The sequence below is a fragment of the Pantoea sp. CTOTU49201 genome (genome assembly GCF_032054795.1).
GTDB lineage: Bacteria > Pseudomonadota > Gammaproteobacteria > Enterobacterales > Enterobacteriaceae > Pantoea > Pantoea symbiotica.
Genome location: NZ_DAMBSA010000274.1, coordinates 1 through 6,555, shown reverse-complemented (window position 1 = coordinate 6,555; position 6,555 = coordinate 1). Strand labels below are relative to the sequence as shown.

The following is a 6,555-nucleotide window of genomic DNA, read 5'->3' as shown; positions in this document are numbered from 1 at the left end:
AGAGTACGGCGGCTGGCAATCAAAACATGTGGTTGAGCTTTTTACTCGCTATGTCGAAAAGGTGTTTGCCCGCTACGCCGGAAAAGTGACGCGCTGGTTTGTATTTAATGAGCCGATTGTGGTGCAGACGCGCGTCTATCTTGATGCGCTGCGCTGGCCGTATGAGCAGAACACCCATAAGTGGATGCAGTGGAATCACCATAAAAATCTCGCCACGGCGAAGGTGGTAAAGCTGTTCCGCCAGCGAGGTTATGCCGGCACGGTGGGCACCATTCTCAATCCGGAAGTGACTTATCCGCGCTCGTCGGCGGCGCACGATGTTAAAGCTGCGAAAATCTACGATCTGTTCTACAACCGGGTGTTTCTCGATCCGGCGATCAAAGGTGTCTATCCGGCTGAATTGTTGCAGCTGCTCGATAAACACGAAGTGCAATGGGACGTCACCGATGAAGAGCTGGCGATCATCGCCGCCAACACCGTCGATGAAGTGGGGCTAAATCTTTACTACCCGCATCGCGTCAAAGCGCCGTCACGCGCGTGGCACCCGGAGACGCCTTTCCATCCCGCTTTTTACTACGAACATTTTGAGCTGCCGGGCCGCCGCATGAACAGCTCGCGCGGCTGGGAAATTCAGCCGCGTATTGTCTTCGACATGGCGCAGCGCATGAAAGAGGAGTACGGCAATCTGCCGTGGTTTGTGGCCGAGAGCGGCATGGGCATCGAGAACGAAGCGCAATTTAAGGATGCGCAGGGAGAAATTCAGGACTATTACCGCATCAACTTTATTGCTGAACATCTTTACCAGGCGGTGCGTGCGCGTGAAGCGGGCAGCAACTGTCAGGGTTACATGTTGTGGGCGTTCACCGACAACGTTTCGCCAATGAACGCCTTTAAAAATCGTTACGGACTGATCGAAATCGACCTCGATAACCAGCGGCAGCGACGCATGAAGAAATCCGCGCACTGGTTCCGTCAGTTGCGTGACACCCAGCAATTGACCCTCAACATTGACGATGAAGCCAAATAAGGACGACCAATGAAACGCATTATTTTGGCCTGTGCAGCAGGCATGTCGACTTCGATGTTAGTCACCCGCATTGAGAAAGAGGCGGTAGCACGCGGTCTTGAGTACCAGATCTACGCCATCCCGGAACAGAACCTGCGTGAAGAGTTACAAAACTTCGGTCAGGACGTGGTAGTGGTGCTGTTGGGACCGCAGGTGCGCTTTAAGCTGGAGGAGAATAAAAAGCTGACCGACAGCTATCAGCTGCCGATTGCGGTGATCGATACCGTGGCTTACGGCACGTTGAATGGTGCAAAGGTACTCGATCAGGCGCTGGCTTTGGTACACTAGCGCCCAGATAGCAGTCAGGTTCCGGCGCGCACAGGACGCGGCCGGGCCGAATGCACCATGATGCAAAAGGGTGAGAGCGTGGAAAAAGCCGAAGCGCCACAAGAGAAAAAGCAGTATCAGGAAATTGGTCAGCATCTGCGTCAGCAAATCCTCGATGGCAATTACCCGGTTGGCTCACGACTGCCGCCAGAGCGCCAGTTGGCGGAAACCTGGGGCGTGAGCCGCACCATTGTGCGTGAAGCGTTGCTGATGCTGGAGCTGGAAGGCACGGTGGATATACGTCAAAGTTCCGGCGTTTACGTGATGCGCATTCCTTCGGAAAGCGAGGATGCGGAAGAGGCATTTTTCCGCAGCGATGTCGGCCCGTTCGAGATGTTGCAGGCGCGTCAGTTGCTGGAGAGCAATATCGCCGCTTTCGCTGCCAAAATGGCCACCAAAGCCGATATCGAAAACCTGCGCCGCACGCTGGAGCAGGAGCAGCGCGCCATCGCGCTTAACGACAGCAGCCAGGATAACGACAAGTTATTTCATCTGCTGCTGGCGGGCGCGACGCAAAATCAGATGCTGCTCGATACGGTCACCAGCGTCTGGCGTCATCACGAAGCCAGCCCGCTCTGGCAGCAGCTGCGACCGCAGTATGAAACCCGCGCCTATCGCCTGAAGTGGCTGGGCGATCACCAAACCATTCTGGCCGCGCTACGACGTCGTGATGTTATGGGTTCCTGGCAGGCGATGTGGCAGCACCTGGAAAACGTCAAGAACACGCTGCTGGAGTTATCTGATGCTGATGCGCCGGACTTTGATGGTTACCTGTTCGAATCGGTACCGATTTTCCAGGGTAAATTGATGTGATGAGGTCGCCATAAATGGCGCCCCTACAAACCCGCTGTCGTAGGGTCGCCATTTATGGCGACCAGGTGCGCATTTATGCGCACCGCCACAGTGCAATGTAACATCGCCCCCAATTATTTAACCGCTGAAAACTGAAGCCTTTATTTATTTACTTATGGCCCCGCATTAATTTCCGCACCAAATTGTGACACGTATCGTCTGATTCAATAAATAATGCACTTAATTTGTGCTTCTCCTCATAAAATCAACATAAGAAAACACTATAGCAGCGGATAATCCGATTTATTTCGATATCGGTCTGCCTTGCGCAATGAATGAATTGGAAAAAATATTATTTATAATCAATATATTAATAACAATCCCTTCGATTGAATCCTGCACAATTCCGTTAATTTAAAACCTCGCACCTGTCATATTGATGTAAAAAAGACGTTGCGCACCCAATTTTTAAAATGATAAAAGTTTCTCACTTGATAATGATTTTTCATTTTAAAAGGTGACCGATAATGGCTCTTGAAACGGCTGAAGTGCGTATTTCGACATCGTGGCAGCGCCCGGAAAATAAATGGCTGGCGGCATTTGCCGAATTTCCTGTTGCCAACATTGGCGATGCGATGGAAAGACTGAATATGTGCGATGGCGGCATTGTTCCGGTCTCCTCCAACACAGCGTTTGTCGGCTTTGCCTTGCCGGTTCAGGTCACGGCAGGCGATAACGCGGCAGTGATCCGCGCGCTGGATTACATCCAACCGGGCGACGTGATGATGATTAACGGCCAGGGCCATATTGATCGGGCGCTGGTGGGTGAGCAGTTGACGCAGCGCTTCCAGCATGCCGGTGCGGTGGCGCAGGTTATCGACGGCGCAGTTCGCGATCGCAGCGTGATTGAATCCACCGGTTTACCCACTTTCTGTCGCGGCATCACGCCGGCGGGTCCGTTCAAAAACGGTCCGGGCGTGATCGGTGAGCCGGTCGCGATTGGCGGTGTGGTGTGCTGCGCGAGTGACATCGTGGTCGGCGACGATGACGGCGTGATCATCATTCCCTTCTGGCGCGCTGAAGCGGTATTGGCGGCGGTACAGGAAGTGGCGCGCCGTGAAGCAGAAATGACGGCAGAAGTGACGCGTCAGTATAAATAAGCCGCTGGCTCAGCGCATTCCGGGGATGTTTTCACCACACTTTCAGGGCAAACCAATGACGAAATCACATGCGGTAACAATGGATTACGCTTTGCCGAAGGACGGAACAAACAAGAATAACGTCGTCCGCCGCGCCTCGCTGGCGGGCGGCGTCGGATCCTTTGTCGAATGGTATGACTACGGCATTTACGGCTTATTGGTCAGTTCACTGGTGCTGGTGTTTTCCGCCAGTGACATGAGCACTACCGATTCCGGCCTGATGCTGGCCTACCTCGGCTTCACCGTAAGCTTCTTTGTGCGCCCATTCGGCGGCGTCATTTGCGGCTATCTCGGCGACAAAATGGGCCGCCAAAAGCTGCTGGCGATTCTTCTGCTGATGATTTCGCTGGCGACGGCGGCGATAGGCCTGCTGCCGAGCTACGCCAGCATTGGCGGGGCGGCACCGGCGCTGCTGATTTTGCTGCGCATCGTGCAGGGTTTCTCTGCCGGTGGCGAAGTTTCGGGCGCGGGTTCGTTCGTGGCGGAATATGCCGAAGATCATCGCCGTGCGGTGGTGATGTCGCCGCTGGTGATGGGTTCGTTTATCGCGTTGCTGTTCGGCAGCCTGTTGATCAGCGGATTGATCAACGTGTTCGGCAGCGAAGCGATGACTGCCTGGGTGTGGCGCGTGCCGTTCCTGCTGGCGATTCCGATGGCCTTGATTGGCGTCTACATCCGCACCCGCATTGAGGACACGCCCCATTTTCAGATGGTAAAAGCCAACAAGCGCGTGGTGCGCAATCCATTGCGTGAAGTGCTTTCCTCAAAGCGCCATCTGAAAGCGATTGGACTGGCGATCACGCTGCCAGCGGTCAACGGTCCGGGCTATTACATCCTGTTTGTCTACATGCCGACCTACCTGAATAAAGTGATGCACTTCCAGCAGATTCAAAGCCTGATGGTCACCGCCTGTGGCTTGATCACCATTATCGCCACCATTCCGATGATGGCGTGGCTGTCGGATCGTCTGGGACGTAAGCCGCTGCTGGTGGCGTCGGCGATTGCGATGGCGCTGTTGGCGTGGCCCTGTTTCTGGTTGCTGACGCTCGGCATGTTCCCGCTGGCGTGCATGGCGGCCGTTCTGCTGGCGTTTGCCTTCGCCGGACATGCCGGTGTGATTCAGGCGACGCTGGCCGAAATGTTCCCCACCAACGTGCGTTACAGCGCCTACAGCATCGGTTTTAACCTCTCAACGGTGATCTTTGGCGGCTCCGCGCCCTTACTGATGACGTGGCTGATTGGCCTGACCGGCATCGCCAGCATTCCCAGCTATATGGTGATTTTCACCGCCGCGCTGACGCTCATTAGCACGCTGTATCTGAAAGAAACTGCCGGTAAGCCACTCGCTGCGGAGTGAACGCCGTAGCAATCAGCCCACATTCTGGATTTCGAGGTCATTATGAAAAACGCGTCACCCTGGCGGATAGGGTTTGATATTGGCGGCACTTTTACCGATCTGGTGCTGTTGAATGACATTTCTGGCGAGGCGATTCGGCATAAAACCCTGACCACGCCGGAAGATCCTTCAGAAGGCGCTTACACCGGTTTAACCCAACTGGTGGAGCTGGCCGGGCTCAAAGCCAGCGACATTCACACCATCACGCACGGCACGACGCTGGCCATCAACGCGCTGCTGGAGCGGCGTGGCGCGAAAGCTGCCTTCGTGGTGACGCGCGGCTTCCGTGACGTCTTGGTGCTGGGGCGTGAATACCGTTATGACATCTACGATCTGAATGGCGCACCGGCGCAGCCGCTGCTGCCGCGTTCACAGTCGTATGAAATCAGCGAACGCGTGACGGCGCGCGGCGAAGTGATTACGCCACTCGACGAAGCCGAAGTGGTGCGGCTGGCCGCTGAGCTGCGCGACCAAGGCTATGAAGCCGTCGCCGTACTGTGCATGCATGCCTATGCGTGGCCGGAACATGAGAATCGCATCGAAGCGATTTTCAGCCGCGAGCTGCCTGGCGTATCGATTTCTGTGTCGCACAAAGTGTCGCGGGAAATACGCGAATACGATCGCGGCGTGTTAACCGCCATGAACGCCTTTGTGCAGCCGAAAGCGCGCCGCTATATGGCACGGCTGGAGACCAAATTGCGCGAGGGCGGCTTCACCTGCGACTGGCTGGTGATGGGATCGAACGGCGGCCTGATGGCGCCGCAGGTGGCGGCGGATTATCCCACACGCATCATTGAATCCGGCCCGGCAGGCGGCATCGTCGCCACCGCCGCCTTTGCGCGGAAAAATGCTGAACGTCAGGTGCTGGCGTTTGATATGGGCGGCACCACCGCCAAGGCGTGCGTGGTGCGCGATGGCGAACCCTCCATCACCATCGATTACGAAGTGGGGCGCGCGGATCGCCTGCTGAAAGGCAGCGGTTTGCCGGTGAAGTTGCCGGTGGTGGACATGATTGAGATTGGCGCGGGCGGCGGCAGTATCGCGCGCGTCGATTCGCTTGGCCTGCTGGAAATTGGCCCGGAAAGTGCCAGCGCCTGGCCGGGTCCGGCCTGTTACGCGCGCGGCGGCGAGCAGCCAACCGTCACCGACGCCAATCTGGTGCTGGGCTTGCTCGATCCCGACGCCTTCCTCGGTGGCCGCATGCCGCTCGACGTTGAAGCGGCGCGTCGGGCGATTCGCCGCATCGCCGAGCCGCTGGGACTGAGCATTGAAGACGCCGCATGGGGCATTCATGAAGTGGCCAACAGCAAAATGTCCGAAGCGCTGCGCACCCATTCGGTGGAGAAAAACGTCAGCCCAGCGCAAATGACCATGCTGGCGTTTGGCGGCGCGGGCCCAAGTCACGCCTGGTCGCTGGCGAAACAGCTCAGCGTTAAGCGCGTTTACTTCCCGAACGGAGCGGGCGTTTACTCGGCCTTCGGCCTGTTGACCGCGCCGCCCAGCGCCGACTTTGTGCGCAGCGATCGCTGCCGCCTGCAGCCCGGCATTGATGTCAAACGCATTGCGGCGCTGTTCGCCGAAGGCTTTGACGAAGCGATCACCACGCTGGCGGCGGCTAACGCCGATCCGAATACCGCGATTCAGCAGAAGCTTGCGGGCGTGCGCTATGTCGGCCAGGGATCGGAGCTCACCGTCACGCTGCCGGAAAGCTTCCTTGCGCACGGCGATATTCAGGCTCTAATCGACAGTTTTGAAGCCGCCCATCTGGCGCGCTT

General features: G+C 56.8%; 6 protein-coding genes. All 6 read left to right on the top strand.

Going from position 1 to position 6,555, the window contains the following annotated elements:
- A partial coding sequence (locus tag RTY00_RS17325) for a glycoside hydrolase family 1 protein (protein ID WP_312665265.1) occupies positions 1-1,027 on the top strand: 1,027 nt, incomplete at its 5' end.
- A gap of 9 nt (positions 1,028-1,036) precedes the next feature.
- Positions 1,037-1,354: a PTS sugar transporter subunit IIB gene (locus RTY00_RS17320; RefSeq protein ID WP_312665264.1), complete on the top strand. Its 318-nt coding sequence runs from the start codon at positions 1,037-1,039 to the stop codon at positions 1,352-1,354.
- Positions 1,355-1,432: 78 nt separating this feature from the next.
- The gene (locus tag RTY00_RS17315) at positions 1,433-2,206 is read left to right on the top strand and encodes an FCD domain-containing protein (RefSeq protein WP_061719402.1); all 774 of its coding nucleotides are present in this window, start codon (positions 1,433-1,435) and stop codon (positions 2,204-2,206) included.
- 506 nt (positions 2,207-2,712) lie between these two features.
- Entirely contained in the window at positions 2,713-3,345 is a 633-nt protein-coding gene (locus tag RTY00_RS17310; RefSeq protein ID WP_312665263.1) for an RraA family protein, read from the top strand.
- 55 nt (positions 3,346-3,400) lie between these two features.
- Positions 3,401-4,741 carry an MFS transporter gene (locus tag RTY00_RS17305; RefSeq protein ID WP_312665262.1) on the top strand — a complete coding sequence of 447 codons (1,341 nt, stop codon included), beginning with the start codon at positions 3,401-3,403 and terminating at the stop codon, positions 4,739-4,741.
- Positions 4,742-4,783: 42 nt separating this feature from the next.
- The coding region (locus tag RTY00_RS17300; RefSeq protein WP_312665261.1) for a hydantoinase/oxoprolinase family protein at positions 4,784-6,555 on the top strand (1,772 nt) is incomplete at its 3' end.